Annotated in this window: 21 protein-coding genes and 2 pseudogenes; 12 read left to right on the top strand and 11 right to left on the bottom strand. The window is 42.8% G+C overall.

Features of this window, described 5'->3' with window-relative positions; translation table 11 throughout:
• Nucleotides 1-399: 399 nt before the first annotated feature.
• From ABZA00_RS08705 to ABZA00_RS08675, 7 genes and pseudogenes are all read right to left on the bottom strand, one after another.
• Nucleotides 400-612: pseudogene (locus tag ABZA00_RS08705) on the bottom strand (transposase); the annotation flags it as partial.
• Nucleotides 613-628: 16 nt separating this feature from the next.
• A complete protein-coding gene (locus ABZA00_RS08700) occupies nt 629-1612 on the bottom strand; it encodes a C-terminal binding protein (RefSeq protein WP_372881766.1) in 984 nt (327 codons plus the stop codon).
• Nucleotides 1613-1742: 130 nt separating this feature from the next.
• A complete protein-coding gene (gene argE, locus ABZA00_RS08695) occupies nt 1743-2912 on the bottom strand; it encodes an acetylornithine deacetylase (protein ID WP_372881765.1) in 1170 nt (389 codons plus the stop codon).
• Nucleotides 2905-3579, bottom strand: coding sequence for a DUF1028 domain-containing protein (locus tag ABZA00_RS08690; RefSeq protein WP_372881764.1), 675 nt, complete (start codon nt 3577-3579; stop codon nt 2905-2907). Before ABZA00_RS08690 ends, argE begins: the two co-directional genes overlap by 8 nt.
• 12 nt (nt 3580-3591) lie before the next feature.
• Nucleotides 3592-4008 (bottom strand): RidA family protein, encoded by a 417-nt coding sequence (locus ABZA00_RS08685; protein ID WP_372881763.1) that lies wholly within the window; start codon nt 4006-4008, stop codon nt 3592-3594.
• 13 nt (nt 4009-4021) lie between these two features.
• Nucleotides 4022-5281 (bottom strand): flavin-containing monooxygenase, encoded by a 1260-nt coding sequence (locus ABZA00_RS08680; RefSeq protein ID WP_372881762.1) that lies wholly within the window; start codon nt 5279-5281, stop codon nt 4022-4024.
• Nucleotides 5282-5423: 142 nt separating this feature from the next.
• The gene (locus tag ABZA00_RS08675) at nt 5424-6347 is read right to left on the bottom strand and encodes a LysR family transcriptional regulator (protein ID WP_372881761.1); all 924 of its coding nucleotides are present in this window, start codon (nt 6345-6347) and stop codon (nt 5424-5426) included.
• 411 nt (nt 6348-6758) lie between these two features.
• Between ABZA00_RS08675 and ABZA00_RS08670 the strand changes: the two are divergent.
• The 5 genes and pseudogenes from ABZA00_RS08670 to ABZA00_RS08650 all read left to right on the top strand — a co-directional run.
• Nucleotides 6759-7397 (top strand): annotated as a pseudogene (locus ABZA00_RS08670) (amino acid ABC transporter permease); the annotation flags it as partial.
• A gap of 72 nt (nt 7398-7469) precedes the next feature.
• A complete protein-coding gene (locus tag ABZA00_RS08665; RefSeq protein ID WP_372881767.1) occupies nt 7470-8279 on the top strand; it encodes an amino acid ABC transporter ATP-binding protein in 810 nt (269 codons plus the stop codon).
• 21 nt (nt 8280-8300) lie between these two features.
• Complete coding sequence (locus ABZA00_RS08660; protein WP_372881760.1) at nt 8301-9173, top strand: phytanoyl-CoA dioxygenase family protein; 873 nt, start codon at nt 8301-8303, stop codon at nt 9171-9173.
• A gap of 28 nt (nt 9174-9201) precedes the next feature.
• Nucleotides 9202-10047, top strand: a complete 846-nt coding sequence (locus ABZA00_RS08655; protein WP_372881759.1) for an ABC transporter substrate-binding protein — start codon at nt 9202-9204, stop codon at nt 10045-10047.
• Between the two features lie 33 nt (nt 10048-10080).
• On the top strand, nt 10081-10812 hold the full coding sequence (locus ABZA00_RS08650; protein WP_372881758.1) for a class II aldolase and adducin N-terminal domain-containing protein: 732 nt from the start codon (nt 10081-10083) through the stop codon (nt 10810-10812).
• A 273-nt stretch (nt 10813-11085) separates the two neighbouring features.
• Here the strand turns inward: ABZA00_RS08650 and ABZA00_RS08645 are convergent, their stop codons facing one another.
• The 4 genes from ABZA00_RS08645 to ABZA00_RS08630 form a co-directional block, all read right to left on the bottom strand.
• Nucleotides 11086-11340: a transposase gene (locus ABZA00_RS08645; RefSeq protein WP_372881757.1), complete on the bottom strand. Its 255-nt coding sequence runs from the start codon at nt 11338-11340 to the stop codon at nt 11086-11088.
• A 524-nt stretch (nt 11341-11864) separates the two neighbouring features.
• Entirely contained in the window at nt 11865-12503 is a 639-nt protein-coding gene (gene pcp / locus ABZA00_RS08640; RefSeq protein ID WP_372881756.1) for a pyroglutamyl-peptidase I, read from the bottom strand.
• Between the two features lie 8 nt (nt 12504-12511).
• Nucleotides 12512-13417: a DUF979 domain-containing protein gene (locus tag ABZA00_RS08635; protein ID WP_372881755.1), complete on the bottom strand. Its 906-nt coding sequence runs from the start codon at nt 13415-13417 to the stop codon at nt 12512-12514.
• Nucleotides 13411-14103: a DUF969 domain-containing protein gene (locus ABZA00_RS08630; protein ID WP_372881754.1), complete on the bottom strand. Its 693-nt coding sequence runs from the start codon at nt 14101-14103 to the stop codon at nt 13411-13413. The genes ABZA00_RS08635 and ABZA00_RS08630 overlap by 7 nt, the downstream gene beginning before the upstream one ends.
• A gap of 597 nt (nt 14104-14700) precedes the next feature.
• Here ABZA00_RS08630 and ABZA00_RS08625 point away from each other — a divergent pair.
• The 7 genes from ABZA00_RS08625 to ABZA00_RS08595 all read left to right on the top strand — a co-directional run bounded on the left by ABZA00_RS08625 (nt 14701) and on the right by ABZA00_RS08595 (nt 20763).
• Entirely contained in the window at nt 14701-15669 is a 969-nt protein-coding gene (locus ABZA00_RS08625) for a TRAP transporter substrate-binding protein (RefSeq protein WP_372881753.1), read from the top strand.
• 201 nt (nt 15670-15870) lie between these two features.
• Nucleotides 15871-16437, top strand: a complete 567-nt coding sequence (locus ABZA00_RS08620) for a TRAP transporter small permease (RefSeq protein ID WP_372881752.1) — start codon at nt 15871-15873, stop codon at nt 16435-16437.
• On the top strand, nt 16434-17738 hold the full coding sequence (locus tag ABZA00_RS08615; RefSeq protein ID WP_372881751.1) for a TRAP transporter large permease: 1305 nt from the start codon (nt 16434-16436) through the stop codon (nt 17736-17738). Before ABZA00_RS08620 ends, ABZA00_RS08615 begins: the two co-directional genes overlap by 4 nt.
• Before the next feature lie 4 nt (nt 17739-17742).
• Nucleotides 17743-18273: a winged helix DNA-binding protein gene (locus ABZA00_RS08610; protein ID WP_372881750.1), complete on the top strand. Its 531-nt coding sequence runs from the start codon at nt 17743-17745 to the stop codon at nt 18271-18273.
• A gap of 85 nt (nt 18274-18358) precedes the next feature.
• The gene (locus ABZA00_RS08605) at nt 18359-19126 is read left to right on the top strand and encodes a 5-oxoprolinase subunit PxpA (protein ID WP_372881749.1); all 768 of its coding nucleotides are present in this window, start codon (nt 18359-18361) and stop codon (nt 19124-19126) included.
• Nucleotides 19123-19806, top strand: a complete 684-nt coding sequence (gene pxpB, locus ABZA00_RS08600; RefSeq protein ID WP_372881748.1) for a 5-oxoprolinase subunit PxpB — start codon at nt 19123-19125, stop codon at nt 19804-19806. The genes ABZA00_RS08605 and pxpB overlap by 4 nt, the downstream gene beginning before the upstream one ends.
• Before the next feature lie 21 nt (nt 19807-19827).
• Nucleotides 19828-20763: a biotin-dependent carboxyltransferase family protein gene (locus ABZA00_RS08595; RefSeq protein ID WP_372881747.1), complete on the top strand. Its 936-nt coding sequence runs from the start codon at nt 19828-19830 to the stop codon at nt 20761-20763.
• The last annotated feature ends 622 nt before the right edge of the window (nt 20764-21385 follow it).

Raw genomic sequence — 21385 nt, 5'->3', positions numbered from 1 at the left:
CAATCTCAGTTAATGTTGTATTTTCATTCCGACTAAGCGCCTTTTCTACTGCTTGTATCTTAAATGATGTTGTAAATTTTCTCTTCATTTTAATTTCCTCTAACTAAAAATTAGAGGCGACAACTATCCTGACACAGGGGGTTAGCTGGTGGCTTTTATTTAATGTAACCTCTTATGTAACCTTTTTATTTTTAAGTCTTTCGGTTCAACCTTAAGCTTTTGAATTTAAAGTTTTATTTTATTTGGTTCGAGGCTGCCTATCTCCCTCTTTTTTATAAAATATTTTAAACTCCCTGAAGTAAAATAAAACCCAATATATATAGCTAATTAGCCTTGTTTTTAGTTTTTTGCGGTTTTTAACGTCTTGCACAATCCTACATTTTATACCAATTCCGATAATTAAGTTTCCAGTCTTGTCCATTCCCGAAAGCAAAGTGAAATCACTCTGCTTGTATCTTCACAAAAACCATTCCAAGCACTGCACACCGCGTTAACAATATCCTCATAGTTTGCAAAACACCTATTCGCTAATTTATATTGACGAAGCCATTGCCATACTTGTTCTATCGGATTCAATTCTGGAGAGTAAGGTGGGATATGTGTAACTTCGAGCTTGCATCCCTTTTATTCATTCGCGGATCGTTGACATCTTTTTATTAACTGAAAATTCGGGCTTTATCCCTTTAGATAACCTCATCACTATCTGCTCAAGTGCAATTTTTTTGCTATCCATTAAAGACTCTTTAGATAAAAAGCCTACATGTGGCGTGACAATGACATTATCCATCGAGATTAATTCGCTGTCATGATTAACCTCATCTACAAGAACATCCAGTCCAGCAGCAGATATTTTTCCGCTGCGAAGACTATTAATTAATGCTTTTTCATCAACCAGGTCACCACGTGAAGTGTTAATAAATATTGCGCCCTCTTTCATTTGTGAGAATGCTGTTCCATTCATCATATTTTTTGTTGTGGGGAGAAGTGGTGCATGTATAGAAAGAATATCTGATATTGCTAAGAGTTCATCCAATGAGTTGCATTTAATAATATCTAGTTTCTTTGCATCTTCACCGGTTTTAACGGGATCAAAAAAAGCCACATTAATTCCAAAACCTTTTAGCATTGGAATTAGTGCTTGAGGAATAGAACCCAATGAGACAAGACCACAAGTTTGCCCCTTTAATCGATGAATTTCATTGCCAATAAAAGGATTCCAATTTCCTGCTTTTACACTGTGATTGTAAGCACTAATCTTTCGGTTGATATCAAGCAATAATGCCATTACATGACAAGCAACTTCATAGGCGCAAAAGCCAGGTGTGTTAGTAACATAAATGCCTTCTGCATCTGCAGCAGGGATATCTATTTCATTGAATCCAATACTCTGCAGCGCGATAATTTTCAGATTGGGCAAATGCTTTAACGCTTCAGAACCGACACTGGTATATTCAAGTGTTAAAGATTCTGCATCCTTAATATCCTCAATTAGGTTATTGCCGGTTACTTGGATAAGCTCCAAGTCATCTACATTCCATTCCTTTAGTAGTTGAGTCTCATAGTTAAGATCACCCTGCATATTGTAATAAATAACCTTCTTTTTATTCTCCATTAGCGTTTCCTTTTAACTTCTTCATAAAGCTTTGCATAGTGTGGAATCTTCTACAGTCTTTTTTATTACCTATCGTAAAATTTAATTTTTTATTTTTCTTACATCATTTTCTTTTCGTTTGAAAAGATGATTAATGACTCATCCAATGACGAAGATTATCGAGCATCTCGCTACAGCGTTTGAGTTGTTCGGTGCTGACAAACTCATCAGGCTTATGCCCCTGATCCATACTACCAGGACCACACACTAAAGTAGCAACGCCGATTTCATCAAATAACCCTCCTTCTGTACCAAAGGAAACGGTAGCGAATTTTTGATTGTTACTCCAATCAGCGAGCCATTGAGCAAATTCAGATCTAGGGTCAGTCAGTAATGGTGGATATGCTGCTAATGATTCAAACAGGATATTCGCGTTAGTATGAACTGATTGCATGGCCGGCTCTAGAGTATGTTGGGCATAGTCTTGTAAGGCTGTAAAGGTGTTGCTGACATTAGCTTCAGGCAGGTAACGCATCTCAAGGTCAAACTGACAGAAATCAGGGACAATATTTAGGGCAGAGCCGCCTTTGATTATGCCTGTTTGCAGCGTGCTATAGGGCGGATCAAAGCGATCATCCTGATATTGCTTCAATGGTTCAGCTAACTCGGATAGCTTGCCTATCAACTTGGCGGCATATTCAATGGCATTGACTCCTTCTGGCGCGTAGGCCGAATGGCAAGCATGCCCGTGAACTTGGCAGCGCATGGCGATCTTGCCTTTGTGTCCGTATACCGGTTGCATGTTAGTCGGTTCTCCGATGATGCACATGGCGGGTTTTTCCGGTGATGCTTTAATGTGTTCAATCAGAGTGCGCACACCTAAGCAACCAACTTCCTCGTCGTAGGAAAAAGCCAAGTATAATGGCATACGCAGATCAGTCTGCTGAAAACGTGGGATAGATTCCAGTATGCAGGCGATAAACCCTTTCATATCGGCACTGCCGCGGCCGTAACATTTGCCATCCTGTTCGGTAAGTTGGAAGGGGGGAAAGGACCATTTCTGGCCATCTACTGGTACCACGTCTGTGTGGCCAGACAACATCACACCGCCATCACCTGCAGGCCCCAAGCGAGCATAAAGGTTGGCTTTAGTACGTTCGTTGTTGAACACTAACGTGGAATCAATACCTAGCTGTTCGAGGTATTTGCGAATGACCTCGATCAATACGAGATTAGATTCCCGGCTAGTGGTGTCGAGCTCTAACAGCTGGCTTAGCAGCTGCCGGAGTTGTGGGGAAAGAGCAGAGGGGGAATCACTCATTGCCAGGCACTCCGTAACTGGGAGCCTGGCGTGGATCCAGCGCACGAGTAACGTAAGCTTGCATCTGGGGCTCGTAATCTTGCCAGAGTTTTAATAGTTCATCGACCGGGTTTTTATCGGCCCAATCGACGCGCAAGTCGACCAGAGGCCAAGTGTAGTCATCAACAACTTTTACAGCCGCCGAATGAACGGGCCCTGCCTCCCCGCCATTTGCGATACCGGAGGCCAATGCTGTGATCAGTCGACTGGTTAGCTCGCCTCTGGATTCTTCAAAGGTGCTTACCATGGCATCAATGACCGTTTGATTAGCCAGCATATTGCCTGCAGCAACACAATGTTTTGCTTTCACCATGTTATGCATTCCCAGAGTTTCGGTACCACTGAAGCAGGCACTTTCACCAGAGTTGTTGATCACTGTAACCTGACGATAAGCGCTAAATTGGTCATTGGCTAATACCGTTTTTAATGCTTTATCAGGCGTCAGTCCATTTTCCAGTTGTTCGAGAATTTTCTGCCCCAATGCCGGGAGGGTGATGTTTTGGCTTGATACTGCCCCCACCCCAGCCAACAACCAAGGGCAACGAGCCCCAACTGCAATGCTCGATGAACTGATAGCGATACCCAGCTGACCGCTTTCTGGGCAATAGGCTGCAATAGAAATAGTCATAATAGCTCCTAATTATTGTTGCTCGGGAATGACTGCAATAACATCTATTTCCACCAACCATTGTGGTTGAGCTAATCCAGAAACCACTAACCCTGTGGAAATAGGAAAAACCCCTTTTAGCCACCGACCTACTTCGCGATATACGGGTTCACGGTATCGTGGATCGGTAATATAAGTGGTCGTTTTGACAATATGAGATAAGTCACTACCAGCTTCTTCTAGGAGTTGTTTTATATTTTTCATGGCTTGTTCAGTCTGAGCCTGCGGATCGCCGAGTCCGATCAAAGTGCCTTCGAAAGTGGTTCCCACTTGCCCGCGCAGATACACTGTATTACCTGCAACGACAGCTTGGCAAAGGTCATTATCAAGGGACTGATTCGGATAGGTTTCTTTAGTGTTAAACATGCGTATACGAGTATGTGTTGGCATGATGACTCCTTAATTAAACTTCGTTGTTATATTGTTGGTACTGACGCTGAATAAGGATCTGATCGGCAATGTATTTTGCGTCGTGCCATACACCCCATATAAATGAAGAGCCGCGACGGGAAAGCCAGGGGAGGCCAAGGAAATACACGCCGGGTTCAGTGGATATGCCACGGTGATGCTTGGGCTGATTATTTTCATCAAAGGCATCAACTTTTAACCAGCTATAGTCCGTTGCGTAACCTGTCGCCCAGATAATAGTTGTGATACCTGATTGCTTAAGATCCAGTTCCAATATCGGATTAGTCATACACTCGGGATCGGCTAGAAACTCGCGTGCTTGTGGTTCTTCTGGAAAGTCCAAGCCATTACGTTCAATGTATTGATCAGCTTGATCCAGCAGTGAGAGGTAATTGTCATCACCAGCGTAAATATTGGCCGTTAGGTCGTCACGAAAGCGGACAACGCCGTTGTCAAAGGATTCCGTTCTACCTACTAAATTCAACCCTTGCTGGGCCAGTTCCCGGAAGTCGATAGTGGTACCACCATGGGCTCCACTTACTGCAATGGTAACGTGCTCCTTGCCAGGTTCAGTAGCTGCAGTATCCCATAGACCTAATACCCCCAACCACCATACAAAATCACGGCCACGATAGTGACGAGGAGGACGATCGTGGGGACCGACAGACAGGTAAACTTTTTTCCCCGCCCGCTGAAGTTCATCCGCAATCTGCACACCAGAAGAGCCTGCACCAATGACGAGCACGCCACCTTCAGGCAACTGTTCGGGATTGCGGTATTTGGCGGAATGGATCTGGTATAAATCTGCTATATCCGGAGCGATTGCCGGAATTACTGGGATTTGAAATGGCCCGGTAGCAGATACTATGCGCTGAGTGTTGAAGGTGCCTTGAGAAGTTTCAACGGTGAAACCACTAGTGCCTAAATTTCTGTTAACTCTGAGTACTTCTACGCCAGTTTGAACTGGGAGATTAAATTTTTCTACGTAGGCGTTAAAGTAATCAGCAACTTCTTCTTTAGGGACAAATATGTTTTGATCTTTTTGGGGAAAGTTCATCCCCGGGAAGCGGTCGTGCCAGGCTGGGCCGTTAGCCACCAGTGAATCCCAACGGCCACTGCGCCAGGCCTCGGCAATACGTTTTTTTTCCAGTATCAGGTGTGGGACTTCCTGACTGGTCAGGTGTTCACTCATGGCAATACCTGCCTGTCCTGCACCGATGATGAGTGTATCGATATCTGTAATATTATCTGTCATGTCTACGCACCTTTGTAATACCGGGTAATAATTACCCGAGAGGAGATGTTTCTAGGATATGGCAGTAAATCATTGCGGTAAAATATTATAAATATACGCTCTAAATAGAAAAAATATTATCCTTACAAATATTATGTATTAATTAAATGGCTTGAATGCTGCAATCATCCAGGTTGTAATTTCGACAATAATCCATAAATAAACGCGCTGGTTTCGTTGGCTCTGTGATTTTTAAATAAGCCATGATCAATGTAGAGCTTTCCATATCATCATCGATTTCAACGTAGGCTAGTTTCTGGCCATCGTATGTCACCTTGGTACTCGGGCGGGTGACCAGTATTGAAAAGCCTAGTCCTTGTCCGACCATGCAACGAACAATTTCAATGGAAGGTGAGGTGTAAGCTACTTTTGGGTGTAACCCTTTTTCGCTAAACAAGTTTAGAAAATAACTTCTACTGGGAATGACATCAAGTAAAACCATGGGTTCACGACTTAACTCCGCCAGAGTGACTGAGTCTTTTGCTGCTAAAGGGTGATCCGCTGCCAGTAGGGCATAGGGTTTATGAGGCACGTTCAGCGCATCTTTGCTAATGGAATTATCCAGTTCTAGGTCATAGAGAAAGGCCAGATCAAACTGCCCGCGGTGTAATCCAACCATCACTTCATGTTGCTCGCCATCATGTAGCTGAATTTCTATATCGGGATACATTTTTTTAAAGCCTGCAACCAACTTAGGAATGTACAACGGCGCAACAGACTCAAAGCTGGCAATAGAAATTTTGCCGCTAGTTTTTTCGCTATCTGCTAAGGTGTTTTGTTCAAATTCATGAGAAAGGCGAAGTAGCTCTCTGGCTTTATCGTAGAAACGTCGACCATCGGGCGTCAGTGAGACCCCTTGAGCATGATGTCGGATTAAAAGTTGTTGGCCAAAAGTATACTCGAGGTTCTTGATGGCAATGGAGATCGAGGGCTGGGCAATGTACAACTTCCTTGATGCCTCGGCAATACTTTCAGTTTCAACTACCGTGGAAAAATAATGCAATTGTTTCAGGGTGAAATTTTTCATATACCTGCCTTGGGTAACATACTATTTATTATCGCGTAGTTATTTTATAAGCAAGTTGTATGCCATGAAATTTGACACTTTTCAGTGTTGGACAACGCCCGTGGTTTCAGGGGGGAAGCCAGAACAGGCGAAAATGGATCCAAATTCCTATTTTTATCGCGCCTTATTCTGGACGGAAGTGACCTGCTCTGGGGCAATGTTTAGCATATTGGGCATATTGTTCCGGTTCTCTAAAAGTAGCTTTTTTGTCAGTCTAAACAGCTAGATAATTTTTTTTTAACTAGAAGATAGAAAAATTGTAATTGCTACTGATCCTAATATCACCGCATAGTTATTGCACACGTTTGAGATTTTATTGTTTTGATCTGAATCAGTGTCTCGTTAATTATTTTAAGAGAAGGTAGCAATTCTATGATGTTTGATTGGGACTATATGTTCAGTTTATTCAACTTAGCCGATTTTTGGTGGGCAAGTTGGACGGTTATTAAGCTTAGCTTAGCGAGTTGGGCGCTCAGTATTATCATTGGCTTTGCATTAGCCCTTGCTAAACAATCGAAATTTTTTGTACTTAGGTTACCTGCAAAGTTTTATATTTGGTTGTTCCGAAGCTTGCCCTTATTAGTACTGCTAATTTTTGTTTACAATATGCCACAGATGTTGCCTGTTACAAGCAATCTTTTATCAGAACCATTTTGGGCTGGTTTAATTGCCATGGTGATGTGTGAAAGTGCCTATGTTGCTGAGATCCATCGTGGCGGGTTGCTGGCTGTGCCTAAGGGGCAAGGCGAGGCAGCGCAGGCATTAGGTATTCGTTTTGTCGGTATTCAATGGTTGGTTGTTATTCCTCAGGCGTTACGTGTCGCTTTACCTGCACTGGCTAATGAATACATATCTATTGTTAAACTCACTTCACTAGTTTCCGTTATTTCACTCACTGAGATCCTCCTGGTTGGTCAGCGCTTATATACTCAGAACTTTTTAGTTATGGAAACAATGGCGGCTGTTGCTATTTATTATGTCGCAATTGTCACTGTGTTTGATTTTCTGCTTAAACGCCTAGAGGACTATCTCGATGTGACCAAGGTTAAGGCTACTCGTCAACCTTCAGAAAAACTGATTGCAATGGTCAAAAGTGCACCTGTACCTCAAGTAAAGCCTACGACGGAGTTTGATTACCCGGCTTTAAAGGCTTCTAAACTTCACAAAGCATATAACAACGTAGAGGTCTTAGGTTCAGTCGACCTATCTATACAATCAGGCGAAGTCGTTTCTGTCATCGGGCCATCTGGCTCAGGTAAAACGACCTTGATCCGATTATTGAATGGTCTTGAGCAGTTGAATCATGGTGAAATCGAACTTAACGGACAGCCATTTTTAAAGTATCTACGCTATGGAGAAAATAAGTCTCGTTTAGTCGAACACCCAGAGCATCGCATCAAGATCGGTATGGTATTCCAAAGCTTTAATCTTTTTCCTCACCTAACTGTACTGGAAAACTTATTGCTTGCTCCTCGTTATCATAAACTGGGTAATAAAAAAGAATTGCAGATGCAGGCTTATCAACTGTTAAACAAAGTTGGCATGTTGGATCATGTTTGGAAATTTCCACATCAGTTATCCGGTGGACAGCAACAACGTGTCGCCATTGCTCGTGCTCTGATGATGCGTCCGCAAATCATGTTGTTCGATGAACCAACCTCTGCGTTAGATCCTGAAAAAGTAAACGAAGTGCTACAGGTAATCGAAGACTTGGCTGGCGAAGGGATCACCATGGTTATTGTTACCCATGAGATGAACTTTGCTTTCAAAGTATCAGATCGAATTGTATTTATGGAACAAGGGCGTGTGGTCTGTGACGACGCACCTCAGGTATTACGTGATGGTAAACATCCTCGTGTTGAAGCATTTTTAAAAGATGTCTCTCTCGCTTAATTAAATGATTTAGGAGTTTTTATGATTGAACAATGGCAAATAGACCAATACCGAGAACAGGGAGTGCTGGTGGTTGAAAATGTATTGACTGAGCAAGAGGTTGCTGATCTACAAAGCGAGTTTGATGGCTGGGTAGAAGATAGCCGACAACATCAAGCTCCCTGGGGGGAAACGCTAGATGGTCGTCCTCGTTTTGATATTGAAAGCGATCACAGTGCAGAGCATCCTTCATTGCGCCGAGTCGCATCACCCACGGAAATCTCTGAGGTTTTCAAGAGTACTGCACTGCAGTCACGTATTGCCGAGATCGCCGGCCAGTTGGTTGGCAGTAGCGGTGCCCGTTTACACCATAGTAAAGTGAACTCCAAGTTGCCGCATACGGCGACACAGGTGAAGTGGCATCAAGACTTTCCCTTTACCCCACACACTAACGATGATCTGGTGACATCCCTACTGATGATCAGCGAAGTCACACCGGCTAATGGTCCCTTACAGGTTATTTCTGGTAGCCATAAAGGCCCACTTTTTTCACATTGGCAAGGTGACAAATTTACTGGCTCGATCAGCATAGAGGTTGAATCAGAATATTGTCAGCAACCCATTTCTTGCTACGGGGCCCCCGGCTCGGTGTGCTTTATGCATTCGCGTGTCCTGCATGCTTCTAGTCCAAATGAAACAGAATTACCACGTACTCTATTTATCAGTGTCTATGCAGCTGAAGATGCGTTACCTCTTGGGGATAATCCCTTACCTAGCTCTCACTCTGGTACTTTAGTGTCGGGCAGGGAAAGCGGTGAAATCCGTTGTACTGCAAATAAATTACGATTGCCAGAAAAGCCCAAAGGCGCTTCTTTTTTTGTTCAACAGGCCGGAAAAGATTCGCTTACTGTTTAATCCTACAAACCAATAAAAAGGAATTATTATGATGTTTATTAACCGTACTGCACGATTGACTGCTCGCTCACTGGCCATTGGCGTTGTTGGCGCAGCGCTTTCCTTAAACTCTTTGAATGCGTTGGCGTTCAAAGAGTCCGGTAAGATTATTGCTGGTTCAGATATGACTTTTGCTCCCTATGAATATATGGATAACAATAAACCTGCCGGTTTTGATATTGAGTTTTTGGCTGGCTTGGCGAAGGTGATGGGGCGTGAGTCTGTTAATATCGATACCCGTTGGGCGAACTTGATCCCCGGCCTACGCGGTGGTCGCTTCGATATCACCAACTCTTCCATGTACATCACTGCTGAACGTGTGAAAGTGATTGATATGATCCCCTATCTAAAAAGTGGTGAGTCTATTTTATCGGTCAAGGGCAGTGACTACCAACCTAAGCTACCGGAAGAGTTCTGTGGCCACACTGTTGGCTCAATGGCTGGTACATCATGGTTGAAGCAATTACAAACTTTATCAGTGGAATACTGTGAAGCAAATAACTTAGAACCTATTACTATTCGTGAATATCCAACGGATCCGCAAACGACTCAGGCGATGTTGTCCCATGCCGTGGAGGCTCAAATCACTGATGCCGCTGTAGCACAGAGTGTGGTCGAAAAGCTGGGTGACCGTGTTATGATTTCTTCAGAGACTTTAATTTACCCTGTTTTGAATGGCTTTGGCGTCAAAAAAGGTAACGACGAGGTAAAAGAAGCACTGATTGAAGGGCTTAAGAAATTCAGTAAAACACCTGAGTATGATGCTTTATTGAATAAGTATAAGTTCCAAGCACCTACGGCAGAAGACGTTGAGAAACTAATGCCGAAAGCCTAGAAATTTAGCGCACGCGTTTTAATGGAGTAAGTTATGTCACTTTCTATAGAAGAACAGGCACGAATAGACCTCGCGGCCGCCTTTCGCATCGTTGCACATCTCGGCATGCATGAAGCTGTGGCTAATCATTTTAGTGCCGCGGTGTCTGCTGATGGCAAGCAATTTCTGATCAACCCTAAATGGAAGCATTTTTCGCGAATTCGTGCCAGCGATCTGCTGTTGTTGAATGCCGATGATCCATCCAATGCTGATCGTCCTGAGGTAGATGCCACCGCCTGGTCGATTCATGGCCAGCTTCACCAGCGATTACCTCACGTACGTGTGGCGATGCATTTACACCCAGTCTACACCACCGCGGTTTCTGCCATGAAAAACCCGCATATTCCACCTATTGATCAGAACACCGCTCGTTATTTCAACAGAGTATCTGTCGACACTATGTTTGGTGGTATGGCTGATACCGTCGAAGAGGGGGCTCGTTTATCTGCTTTGTTGGAAAACAACAGTCGCCTATTGATGGGCAATCATGGTGTTATGGTCACCGGGACCGATATCGGGGCGGCCTTTGATGACATTTGGACATTGGAAAGAGCTTGTCAGATTTTAATCGCTGCTTGGTCGACAGGGCGTCCATTGAATGTCCTTTCAGACGAAGTCGCAGAGAAAACGGCTCAGGACTGGGAAGGCATCACAGACTTCTCTCGCCAACACTTTGAGGAGATGAAAGCCCTAATGATAGAAATGGATCCATCTTTACTGGACTAATTTAAAGAGTTGTCAATTCTAACGGTATGTAGCTTAATCAAACCTTAGGTGACTCTACTGGGTACTCGGTCTCTCGTGACTGCCCATAGTAGTTGATTATTACATTCAAATAACAGTTAAGCAGGAGGTGTCATGAGTTGTGATGAATTTAAAATAAATGCAGATTTTATTAGTTAGCCTGAGATCTGGTTATGCTGGTATTAAATTATTACGCTCTAACGGCTCAATTTTTTGAGCTGTTAGAGCCAAAGATGGTTTTCTTTTCTTCAGACTTCAAGCAATTAGCCAGCCTAACAAATTCAGTATAAATCTATGCATACTGCGATGCCGAAAGTACTCGATGTAAGAAGTATTCTTTAGCTTGTCATTAATTGTTTCAATAATAAAGCGCTTTTTTAGGATGGCTCTATCCCATAAAGAAATGAACTTTTTCTTCATGTTTTTACGAAGTGTTGTTATCAGCACCGCAACCTTCTTTTTATAACATCTTTTAAAGTTCAAAACTTCCAAGAAAACGCCAGTAACCATCAGTATTAAAAAGGTTTCTAGTTCTATAGCGTTTCTTAATGTTTTGTAAAATTCAATATTTAATATAACCCCATTCTAACGCGTCGAATTCGAGCTTACATCATGGCTAAAATTTTAAATGATACTTAAAGCAACAACGCTAAACCACGCAGTGATAGGCCTGCTAAGTTAACTCAAAATCAATTAGCTCAGGTGAAATCGTACGTCATAGATAATGCTATTAAACCACAAGGTGGCCGTTTACAAGGTCGGGATATACAAGATTATATTCAGGTTACATTTGGCGTTACTTACCAAAAAAAACAAATATTTATCAGCTGCTGCATAAGTGAAATCTAAGCAGAATCACAACACGTTCAAAACATCAAAGTAATCTATTGCAGCCCAGGAATCTTTTAAAAAAATTTCAAAATAAAAACGATTATTAGGAGCCCCGTACACTGTCATTTGAAATTTACCAGGATTGGTATTAGCAGTGGTTACAACCCCAGCAATGACTGGGGTTGCTCTAATTGAATTCGTAATCAGCTGATAGCGCCAGCACCATAATTGATATCAATATCATTTGTCACTATAGCTTGAGCGGCCTCGGCTAAACCTTCTACGATAAGATCTAAAGAAAGAGTGGGGTTGCTACCATCTATTGACTGCTCTGACATCAGTGGTATATGTACGAATCCATGGCGAATATTAGAGTCGTGCAGATAGTGTTGTATGCCATAAAAAAGATGATTACAGACATAAGTACCAGCTGTGTTAGATATTTGGGCTGGTATCCCTTTATCTTGCATTGCTTTAACCATTGCTTTAATGGGTAATGTAGAAAAATAGGCATCTGGTGCATTAGCAGCAACCGGTTCGTCGATGACTTGATTGCCTTCATTATCTGGAATGCGGTAGTCATCAACATTAATCGCGACTCTTTCCGGTGTAATAGCTGCACGCCCCGCAGCCTGGCCTACTGTCATAACAAAATCCGGTTTATATCTTTTAATCGCATCAATGACCGTATTCACCGATTTCTGGTGAACAACCGGAACTGAGCAGGTTACAATTTTAGCCCCCTCGATGGGGTAACCTTGCAATTTTTTGATCGCCTCTAAAGCAGGGTTTACTTTTTCGCCCCCAAATGGTTCAAATCCGGTAATTAGTAAAGTTTTCATTGTTAACCTCAAAAAGCTAAGAAATAAATAAGAAAAGTATTAATCGTAAGCATCAATAATCCAGGAATGAATTGCATATAGATCACCTGGTTTTTATTTTTGAGTTCCAATAGTGCTGCTGGAACGATATTAAAATTAGCCGCCATTGGTGTCATCAACGTTCCACAGTAACCTGACAACATACCTATTACACCGATTATTATTGGGTTTCCTGATTGCTCTATCATAAGCAACGGAATCGCTATCCCTGTAGTGATTACGGCAAATGCTGCAAATGCATTACCCATAATGATAGTAAATAGTGCCATACCGAAGGTATAACAAAATACATAAGCGAATAGGTTGCTTTCTGGTACGATCTCTTTCACGATTTGAGAAATAGTATCGCCAACGCCAGCTTCACCGAAGAGGTAGCCTAATGCTGCTAGGAACTGCGATAAAATTGCCGCCCAGCCAATAGCATCAATTAAACGACGACCTTCATTAAGGCTTTGTTTCGCTTTCCCTTTTGTGACCATTAAAGCAACGGCTAAAGCGATAACAGCACTAATGCCCAGACCTATCAGTGCACTGCTTCCCGTCACCTTGGACCAAAGAATAGTCACTGCCGGAACAATAATGGCTGGCAGAAACATTGAATTTTTCAATTTTTCAGCACTTGATTTACGAAATTTTGCATCAGAATGGCCGTAGGTGCCAGTTCCCATAAACCCGCCTGCTGCAATCAACGTAAGCACCAGTACCATAAGGCCGACAAACCAATCTGGAAGTATTTTTCCTAACGTAAAAGATAAACCATAGATAAGCCAAAATAGTCCTGTTCCTATGCGTTTGTTATTACTTTTATCAACAAATGTCTGGAGTGAAAAAGCGATTAACAGTAAGCCCGTAGCTTGGTATACATATTCTAGCATTGCTCTTTCTCCTGCAGAGTATTACGAACTTGAGTACGTTTTTTTTCTAGTTTTGCAAATAAAGAGAATACGATGATCGATGCTATCGCGGTTGGTAATGCCCAGATATACATGTCTTCTAGTTCCATGGCAAAGCCGCTATCATTTAATACCCCCTTAATAAGTAATAACCCTCCACTGCCAATAAAGAGCAGCTGACTAAAGAAGTTGCCAAAGTTTTCACTCATTGCTGAGAATGCTCTGACACGCAGACGCTTATCTTCAGAAAGATCCGAATTTTCGGCGACGGCTGCAGCTTCTGCCATCGGTGCGACAAGCGGTCGAACCATGGAAGGATGCCCACCAAGGCTTAAGCCAATCGCATTGGTTACTTTTCTTAGTAACAGATAGCTTATTGTTACTTTGCTAGGAGAGGAATTTTTTATGGAAGAAATAAGCGTTTCAGCTCGTTCCTTAAGGCCGTAGTGCTCTAACAGGCCAATCATAGGTAAAATAAGTATAAATAGAGACATATATCTATTGTTAGTAAATGATGATCCTAAGATGGACAATATTTCAAGTACCTTTAAATCTGCGACCAATCCGGTCACGACGCCTGCAACCAGAATAACCAATAAAGTATTTAACCTTAGGGCAAAGCCAATCGTAATGACGGCAATGCCGATCAATGGCCATAAATCAATCATATTATTTTTTTCCTATCTAACTGTTGATGCAGTCCCCTTCGAGGGGGCCGCAGATAAACCGCATACTGATTTATGCGATTTGCGCTCGTTTTGCGTGTAAATCACATGCGTTTTGCTTAGCATATTTCATGCCAGTATTACCTGTGCTGTCACTCCTCAAGCCAAACGAAAGACGCAGGCAAGTAGTTATAGGAGTTGGGGATAAAGCAGTTAGAAGAATAGATACGGTATGATTGTCAAATCATTTTAAACAGGGAATAAATTTTGTTGTATTTGCACCATCTTGGTTCGCTTTGCTTCATTGTGGGGTAGTAATTGCGTAGGTGATATTGCTTTAGATGGATAATTGTCTGCTGGTGACCATTTATAAACCTATTTAGCACGAATGGATTTGACATTTATTTTTTAAATTAAAACAATGAGTTGTTGATGATGGGCTTTGTTTGTTCAACTCCCTATGGCGAAATAAAGTCATAATTTTAAGGTGGGTGGTACGAACTGTGCATACGCTGTTAAAGAACACAGTAAATCGAATGTAAATTACATGTAAAGTGCATTCTTTTATTGCCAGATATAGATAAAGATGAGGGATGAGCCATGAAACTTTTTTTTAGAATAGCCGCATTAACTGTTGTCGCAATTACTTCTGCAACATCAACCGCGGCTACGCGATGGGATATGACAACCCCCTACGTTGATGCGACGCACCATACACAAAATATTCGTCAATTTGCAGAGGATGTGAAAATGGCAACGGATGGTGAATTTGAAATTATCGTTCATGCTGGCGCCTCTCTAATCAAACATAAGGAAATTGCAAGAGCGGTTCGTACTCAGCAAGTGCCAATTGGTGAGGTCTTTATTGGTATTTTAGGCAATGATGATCCTATTTATAAATTGGATAATCTGCCGTTTCTGGCAACAAACTTTGCACAGGCAAAAAAATTATATGAAGTATCAAAATCTGCACTGGAAGCAAAATTGAATAAAGATGGACTGATGCTGTTGTATTCTGTGCCTTGGCCGCCACAGGGAATTTACAGTAAAGAGCCGCTAACAAATATGGAAAACTTTAAAGGCGCCAAATTACGTGCTTATAGCTCCACTCTTTCGCGTTTAGCCGTGCTCCTTGATGCATCACCGACTACAGTACAGACGGTTGAAATTCCACAGGCATTTTCAACCGGCATCATAGATATGATGATCACGTCACCGACCACAGGTGTGAGTAGTCAGTCCTGGGATTATGTGAACAACTATACTGACGCGCAGGCCTGGATTCCGAAGAATATGGTGATTGTTAATAAACGTGCCTTTAAGCGTCTGGACAAATCGTTACAACAAGCCTTATTAACGGCAGCGGCTGCAGCCGAAAGCCGAGGATGGGAAATGGCAATCAGCGAAACGCAAAGCAAAACCCAAGAATTGGCTGAGCATGGTATGAATGTTGTCCTGCCTTCTGCCGAGTTGATGACGGCACTTAAAGCGGTCGGCGATAAAATGGCGCAAGAATGGGCAGAAGAAGCTGGCAAGGAAGGCAAAGCTTTGCTGGCAGAATATCAGTAACCATTACTCATCTGTTAATTAGTTCATTTAACTAACACAAATAAAAACGTCATTGCGGTTTTGTTAGCGGTATCTTGCGAAAGTTGTATCTTTTATTACGTAGGGATTCATGGGCAGACATCAGCACAATGACGCGTTATTTTTGACGCTAATTAACAGCGCACTGCATCTCTTTCAATATCCATTACAGGAGCATCCATTATGAGATCCCTACTAGACAAGCTTTATTTAGCGGCCGGTGCCTTATCCGGGCTATGCATTATTGCCATCTGCTGCATCATCCTGGCTCGCGTAATAGGCCGCTGGATTGGTATCGAAGTCCCTTCTAGCGATGATTTTGCCGGTTTCTTGTTAGCTGCGGCCAGTTTTTTAGGTTTAGCTTACACTTTTCGCCAGGGCGGCCATATTCGCGTTAGCTTATTCACTTCCAGACTATCTGCTGTTGCCCATAGGTGGATTGAAAAAGTTATTTTAAGTTTGGGCTGCGTTTTGATCATCTACCTGAGCTGGCAATTAGTCTACATGACATACGAATCACACCTGTTTGAAGAATTATCATCCGGCTATGTGCCTGTACCACTGTGGATTGTGCAATTGCCCTTGGCATTAGGCATGATTATTTTCAGCGTGGCAGTGATAGATCAAACCTGTGGTTGCCTTTTCTTCGGTGAAGAGCTGCCAAAATCTGAAGAAGAGGAGTTGGCTGACAGCGCGCCTATTGAGCTAACTGATGTAGATAAGCCTTTGCAAATGGAGAGTCAAGCATGAATGAGATAACTATTGGTCTGGTCTTGCTAGGCATTTTATTTGCGCTGCTCGCAAGCGGGTTTTGGGTCGCTTTTACTTTGATTGCCGTCTCCATCGCCGGGATGGTAATGCTTGGAAACGATAATTTTGGGCTATTGTATAGTACTTCGACCTGGGGGGCGGTATCTGATTGGTCGCTGGCTGCGCTTCCTCTGTTTATTTGGATGGGCGAAATACTGTTTCGAACCCGTCTCTCTAAAGATTTATTTGAAGGATTGACCCCCTGGTTAAGCAGTGTGCCGGGGCGCCTGCTGCATGTGAACATCCTGAGCTGCGGGATTTTTGCTGCAGTATCCGGCTCATCCGCGGCAACCGCGGCAACGATTGGTAAGATGACCCTGCCGGAATTAAAGCGTCAAGGCTACGATGATAAAATGGCGATCGCCACATTAGCCGGCTCAGGTACCTTGGGTTTGCTTATTCCGCCTTCAATTATTTTAATTGTTTATGGCGTCGCTGCGGAAGTCTCTATTGGCCGCTTATTTATGGCGGGGGCATTGCCTGGACTGATGCTGGTACTGATGTTTATGGGCTACACCGCATATTGGTCGGCAAAACATAGCGAAGGTGTCGCCAAGCAGGTAACACGCTACTCCTGGAGCGAAAAATTCTCTTCACTGCTGCGCTTGCTTCCCGTCAGTGCGCTGGTCTTTTTTATTATCGGATCTATTTATGCGGGATTAACAACGCCCACTGAGGCTGCTGCCTTTGGTGTGCTTGGCTCACTGGCGTTGGCCGTCGGTAGCCGCTCATTAACTATGAGTAGTTTTATTGATAGCTTGATGGGCGCGGTAAAAACCTCCTGCATGATCATCTTTATTTTGGCTGGCGCCGCTTTTTTAACTATGGCAATGGGATTTATCGGTTTGCCAAGAATGCTTGCAGAGAATATCGCCGTACTGAACTTGTCTCCTTATATGTTGCTGTTTCTGCTAACGATTATGTTTGTGATCTTAGGCTGTTTTTTAGATGGTATTTCTGTTGTGGTGTTAACCACTTCGGTTGTTCTGCCAATGGTTATTGAAGCGGGCATAGATCCATTATGGTTTGGTATTTACATTGTATTGGTGGTTGAAATGTCACAAATAACCCCGCCGGTAGGATTCAATTTATTTGTTATTCAAAGCCTGACCGGGCGGAATATACTCTTTGTTGCCAAAGCTGCATTACCTTTCTTTTTCCTACTGGTATCAGCAGTATTAATAGTTACAGTTTTCCCTGAGATCGTAACCTGGCTTCCTACATCAATGTCGGGAGGATAAGGCAATGTTAAAACAAACAGATAATAAAAAACCGGCGCACTTAGCTATTTTATCCTCAGCACATTTAGTCGGTGAAAATGGGGTGGCATTAAGCGAGTTTGAATATGGATTAACCATGGTCAACAATGCCTTTCAGCGTTGGCTGCAGTCATGCAGTATTGCCAGTGAACAGCATAACTTGAGCCCGTTAGATATTTTGGTTATCCACAATATCTGCCATAGAGGTAGAGCAAAGCGCATTACCGATGTGGCTTTTACTTTGAATCTGGATGATACCCATAATGTTTCTTATTCGATCAGAAAAATGGCTAAGAATGGGCTTTTGCAGCATGAGAAGCGAGGTAAAGAGACTTTCTATAGCGTGACAGAGCAGGGAAAGGAGTTTTGTCTTGAATACGCAAAAATCAGGGAAAGATGTTTAGTGCAGGCTTTAGAGCACCTGTCTATTGATGATTCATTAGGAGAGGTTGCAAAATTAATGAGGACATTATCAGGCTTGTATGCTCAGGCTTCGAGAGCTGCCAGCTCTCTTTAGCTTATATTAAATAGATAAGCACTCTGATGGCTTGAAGAGATAGCGACTGAATAACAATATACAATCTAAAATGGGAGCACGCTTAATGTTAATTAATTGTGATATGGGGGAAGGCTTTGGTTTATGGGAGCTGGGCCAGGATCAGATCATTATGCCTTTTATCGATATGGCCAATATAGCTTGTGGCATGCACGCATCGGATCCCAGTGTTATGCAGCGTACGGTTCGTTGTGCTAAAGAGCATGGTGTTCGCATTGGAGCTCATCCCGGTTATGCCGATCTGCAAGGGTTTGGACGCCGTTTTATTGAGATGCCGCTAGCGGAGTTACAAGCACTTTTTATTTATCAATTAGGGGCGTTGAGCGCTATCTGCGAAAGTGAAAATACCCAGCTTAGTTACGTAAAACCTCATGGCGCACTTTATAATGCGATGATGAAGTCTGACGATATCTATATTGCGCTGCTGCAGGCGCTGGCGAAGTACAATGCAAATCTACCATTAATGATCATGGCTGTGCCTGATTATAGGCGTTATCAGAAAATGGCAGACGAATATAATGTTAATTTATTGTTTGAAGCTTTTGTTGATCGCAGCTATCAGAGCGATGGCCGTTTAACCCCAAGAAATCAGCCGGGGGCATGCCACAATGATTTAGAAACAATATGTGAACAGGCAATACGCCTGATTAAGAAGCAGAATGTAATAAGCTTAGATGGAAAAGAGGTGAGTATTAAGGCTGACACTTTGTGCATTCATGGTGACGGTAAGCTGGCGGTTGCCGTCGCAGAAGCTTTGAAGGAGCGCCTTGCTCCCGTAATCGCTGAAGCTTTAAAGACGAGACTTTCGGCATGAATGTAAATCTGGTTAATGAAAATAGCGTGATCATCTATTTTTCAGATACGGTGTGCACTGAAACTGCTGATAATATTGCTTATGCTTATCACTTATTACGCTCTGAGCTGAGCGACACCCTACTGGATATAGTGCCATCTTACACTTCAATTTTACTCAGTTGTAATTTGCGCAAAACAGGCTTGCGCAGTTTTGTTACCCGTATTCGCAGTATACTTAAGCAGTTAGATAAAAGCGCTGGCGAGCAGCTTGAACGTAAACAAATTCTTTTGCCTGTTTTTTATGGTGAAGAGGTTGCGCTTGATCATGCAGAAGTGAGTGAGTATGCGGGCTTAGCATTTTCTGAAGTGGTGAAGTTACATACGTCGGAGTGCTATCGGGTTTTTGCTATTGGTTTTGCCCCCGGTTTTGCTTTTTTAGGTAATACCCATCCCGATATAACTATGCCCCGTAAAGCCAATCCGAGGCTTAAAGTGCCACCAGGAAGCGTCGCTATTGCTGACCGGCAAACAGCGGTTTATCCGCGTCAATCTCCGGGGGGATGGCAGGTCATTGGGCGCACGCCATTAAATTTGCTGGATCTGTCTCAAAATAGCTTAAGTAAGTTTGCAATGGGGGATGAAGTGCGTTTTCAAGCCATTGACCGGCAAACTTTTCTGGCTCTGGGCGGTGAGCTGTAAAGCAGATAAAATGGAGGAAATATGACATTACATATCGAGCAGGCAGGGCCTTTGAGTTTGTTGCAGGATCTTGGTCGGCATGGTTACCAATGTGTTGGTGTAACGCCGGGGGGACCAATGGATGCGCATGCTTTTCACTGGGCTAATCGATTATTGGATAATGCAGCTGATGCGCCGCAAGTTGAAATCACCATGGGACCGTTTCGGGCGTCTTTTAAGCAGGCAACCAGTTTTTCTCTATGCGGGGCTGATGTCGCAGCGACTTTGAATGGCCAAGCTATCATGCCTTGGCACTCATGGCAGGCTAAAACGGGCGATCTGCTGGAAATCGGTTATCCGAAAAAAGGGCTACGTACCTATCTGGCCGTAAGCGGTGGCTTTACAATCTCTAAAACACTCGGCAGCGTGAGTACTGTGATGCGCGATCAATTTGGCGGGTTAACGAAAGAAGGGAAAAAACTGATAGATGGTGATGTGTTATTATTTAATCCAAAAGTATTACCATATTGTCGAACTGTGCCTGAGCAGTTTGTAGCAAAGTTTCCAGAAATAATTGAAGTTGGGGTTTTACCAACTTATCAATTTTCTCAATTCAGCTTGAAAGCAAGAGCAGCTTTTTTTGACGAACTTTATACGGTAACGCCACAGATAGATCGCATGGGCTATCGCCTTAAGGGGAAGCCTATTGAGTTTGCCCAGCAGAGTTTCGTGTCCGAAGGTATTGCGCTTGGCGCAATTCAAATACCTGCAAACGGTCAACCTATTGTGCTGATGCGAGACAGACAGACAATCGGTGGTTATCCGAAAATGGGCTGTGTTTGTAATAGAGATCTGAATCTTCTCGCCCAAGCGACTCCTGGAACTCAGATTCGTTTTTTTCTGCAAGATTTAAACGAAGCGGAGGCAGAGCTTCATCAGCAACAAAATTACTTCTTTACAGGAACTAGAGACTGTTGATTTTTATCGACGTCTGAATCATTCGCTTGGGTATTATTGTTAGGAACTTTATCTATAACATCATCAGCTAAATAAGCAGCTTAAAACCAGTTAAGATCTTTCATTATGTCATTCTGATTATTATCTGCTTGTGGTTCTTCTTCAATTTGAATGCACCCGACGGCAATCAAAATGCATGACCTTGACTTAACAATGCTAGAGGCGATTGGTTTGGAACCGTTCTAGTTACTGTCTTTATTGCTAATAAAAATACTAAGAAGAGTAATTTTGGTTACTAGATATGCTTTTTAGCACGTTTGTTAAGCAGATCGTTTGCTAATTAATCGTTTGAATATTTAATTACAAATATTGTAAAATAAGCCCTTGCCAAGGTGATCTAAATCCCTATAATGCGCATCCACGGAAACGGGAACGACGCAAGTCAAGCCGCTTCTGAGAACAAAAGAGGTTGGTTTTTGAAAACGTTAATTCGGATTTAAAAATCTTAAATAATAAGCCTTGACTCAGTTCAAAAGGCGCGTATTATACGCACCTCGCCGTAAGGCACGCTCTTTAACAATTTAATCAAACAATCTGTGTGGACATTCATTGTTGATATGATTTCAAATAAGTCCTAGTTACT

It is taken from the genome of Psychromonas sp. (genome assembly GCF_041586535.1).
GTDB lineage: Bacteria > Pseudomonadota > Gammaproteobacteria > Enterobacterales > Psychromonadaceae > Psychromonas.
This window is presented reverse-complemented; position numbering and strand designations above follow the sequence as displayed.

What these genes read in the sequence shown, in the direction of transcription:
- ABZA00_RS08700 (WP_372881766.1), bottom strand. Translation starts at nt 1,612, where the DNA reads ATGGAGAATAAAAAGAAGGTTATTTATTACAATATGCAGGGTGATCTT.
- argE (WP_372881765.1), bottom strand. Translation starts at nt 2,912, where the DNA reads ATGAGTGATTCCCCCTCTGCTCTTTCCCCACAACTCCGGCAGCTGCTA.
- ABZA00_RS08690 (WP_372881764.1), bottom strand. Translation starts at nt 3,579, where the DNA reads ATGACTATTTCTATTGCAGCCTATTGCCCAGAAAGCGGTCAGCTGGGT.
- ABZA00_RS08685 (WP_372881763.1), bottom strand. Translation starts at nt 4,008, where the DNA reads ATGCCAACACATACTCGTATACGCATGTTTAACACTAAAGAAACCTAT.
- ABZA00_RS08680 (WP_372881762.1), bottom strand. Translation starts at nt 5,281, where the DNA reads ATGACAGATAATATTACAGATATCGATACACTCATCATCGGTGCAGGA.
- ABZA00_RS08675 (WP_372881761.1), bottom strand. Translation starts at nt 6,347, where the DNA reads ATGAAAAATTTCACCCTGAAACAATTGCATTATTTTTCCACGGTAGTT.
- ABZA00_RS08665 (WP_372881767.1), top strand. Translation starts at nt 7,470, where the DNA reads ATGGTCAAAAGTGCACCTGTACCTCAAGTAAAGCCTACGACGGAGTTT.
- ABZA00_RS08660 (WP_372881760.1), top strand. Translation starts at nt 8,301, where the DNA reads ATGATTGAACAATGGCAAATAGACCAATACCGAGAACAGGGAGTGCTG.
- ABZA00_RS08655 (WP_372881759.1), top strand. Translation starts at nt 9,202, where the DNA reads ATGATGTTTATTAACCGTACTGCACGATTGACTGCTCGCTCACTGGCC.
- ABZA00_RS08650 (WP_372881758.1), top strand. Translation starts at nt 10,081, where the DNA reads ATGTCACTTTCTATAGAAGAACAGGCACGAATAGACCTCGCGGCCGCC.
- ABZA00_RS08645 (WP_372881757.1), bottom strand. Translation starts at nt 11,340, where the DNA reads ATGGTTACTGGCGTTTTCTTGGAAGTTTTGAACTTTAAAAGATGTTAT.
- pcp (WP_372881756.1), bottom strand. Translation starts at nt 12,503, where the DNA reads ATGAAAACTTTACTAATTACCGGATTTGAACCATTTGGGGGCGAAAAA.
- ABZA00_RS08635 (WP_372881755.1), bottom strand. Translation starts at nt 13,417, where the DNA reads ATGCTAGAATATGTATACCAAGCTACGGGCTTACTGTTAATCGCTTTT.
- ABZA00_RS08630 (WP_372881754.1), bottom strand. Translation starts at nt 14,103, where the DNA reads ATGATTGATTTATGGCCATTGATCGGCATTGCCGTCATTACGATTGGC.
- ABZA00_RS08625 (WP_372881753.1), top strand. Translation starts at nt 14,701, where the DNA reads ATGAAACTTTTTTTTAGAATAGCCGCATTAACTGTTGTCGCAATTACT.
- ABZA00_RS08620 (WP_372881752.1), top strand. Translation starts at nt 15,871, where the DNA reads ATGAGATCCCTACTAGACAAGCTTTATTTAGCGGCCGGTGCCTTATCC.
- ABZA00_RS08615 (WP_372881751.1), top strand. Translation starts at nt 16,434, where the DNA reads ATGAATGAGATAACTATTGGTCTGGTCTTGCTAGGCATTTTATTTGCG.
- ABZA00_RS08610 (WP_372881750.1), top strand. Translation starts at nt 17,743, where the DNA reads ATGTTAAAACAAACAGATAATAAAAAACCGGCGCACTTAGCTATTTTA.
- ABZA00_RS08605 (WP_372881749.1), top strand. Translation starts at nt 18,359, where the DNA reads ATGTTAATTAATTGTGATATGGGGGAAGGCTTTGGTTTATGGGAGCTG.
- pxpB (WP_372881748.1), top strand. Translation starts at nt 19,123, where the DNA reads ATGAATGTAAATCTGGTTAATGAAAATAGCGTGATCATCTATTTTTCA.
- ABZA00_RS08595 (WP_372881747.1), top strand. Translation starts at nt 19,828, where the DNA reads ATGACATTACATATCGAGCAGGCAGGGCCTTTGAGTTTGTTGCAGGAT.